This is a genomic window from Aequorivita vitellina (assembly GCF_022008365.1).
Classification (GTDB): Bacteria; Bacteroidota; Bacteroidia; order Flavobacteriales; family Flavobacteriaceae; genus Aequorivita; species Aequorivita vitellina.
Window position 1 is genome coordinate 1 of the sequence record NZ_JAIRBA010000115.1, and the last position, 711, is coordinate 711.

1 protein-coding gene is annotated in these 711 nt (G+C 39.7%); it reads left to right on the plus strand.

Annotation, left to right across the window (positions count from 1 at the left end):
* Positions 1-375, plus strand: a 375-nt coding sequence (locus tag K8089_RS16220) for a Dps family protein (RefSeq protein WP_237604331.1), incomplete at its 5' end; no start/stop codon positions are given.
* Positions 376-711: the final 336 nt, after the last annotated feature.

Below are 711 nucleotides of genomic sequence, written 5' to 3' on the forward strand. Positions count from 1 at the left end.
GTAGGTCATAACTTTTTTGATCTGCACGTGAAGTTTGAAGATATGTACGAGGATGCAAAGACAAAAATTGATGAGATTGCAGAACGTATATTAACGCTTCGCTTTCAACCTACCAGTAATTTTACTGATTATTTAAAAATGAGCAATATTAAAGAATCGTCTGCAGATACGAAGGATTTGGAAATGGTTAAAATATTACTCGATGACCATGGAAAGCTACTAAAGCAAATGCGTAAGGTTGTAGAAACTGCCGATAAAGCAGGTGATGAAGGAACAATTGATATGATTGGTGGCTATATTGGTTATATTGAAAAAGTAAGCTGGATGCTAGACGCGTGGAGTATGAAGAGTGGAGATAACCATCCGGAGGCTTAATCGTAGCCTTTAGTCGGTGGACGGTAGTTGCTGGACGATTAGGGTTCTGAGATTACCGAGTTACTTATTAATATTGAGTCTGGGAATTGATGCTTTAGTTGGCGTTGGTTTTTGGGCTTTTTTTTGGGGAGATGTTAGATGCTAGACGTAGGACGGTAGGACGTAGGACGTAGGACGAAATCGAAATCGAAATCGAAATCGAAATCGAAATCGAAGATGAAGATGAAGATGAAGATGAAGATAGATGTAACCTCTACCCCTTCCGTCAGCTGGGAATGACAGTTTTATAAACAATCAAAATTATCCCCCAGCTGCCACCTTCCCCTTCAAGAAACT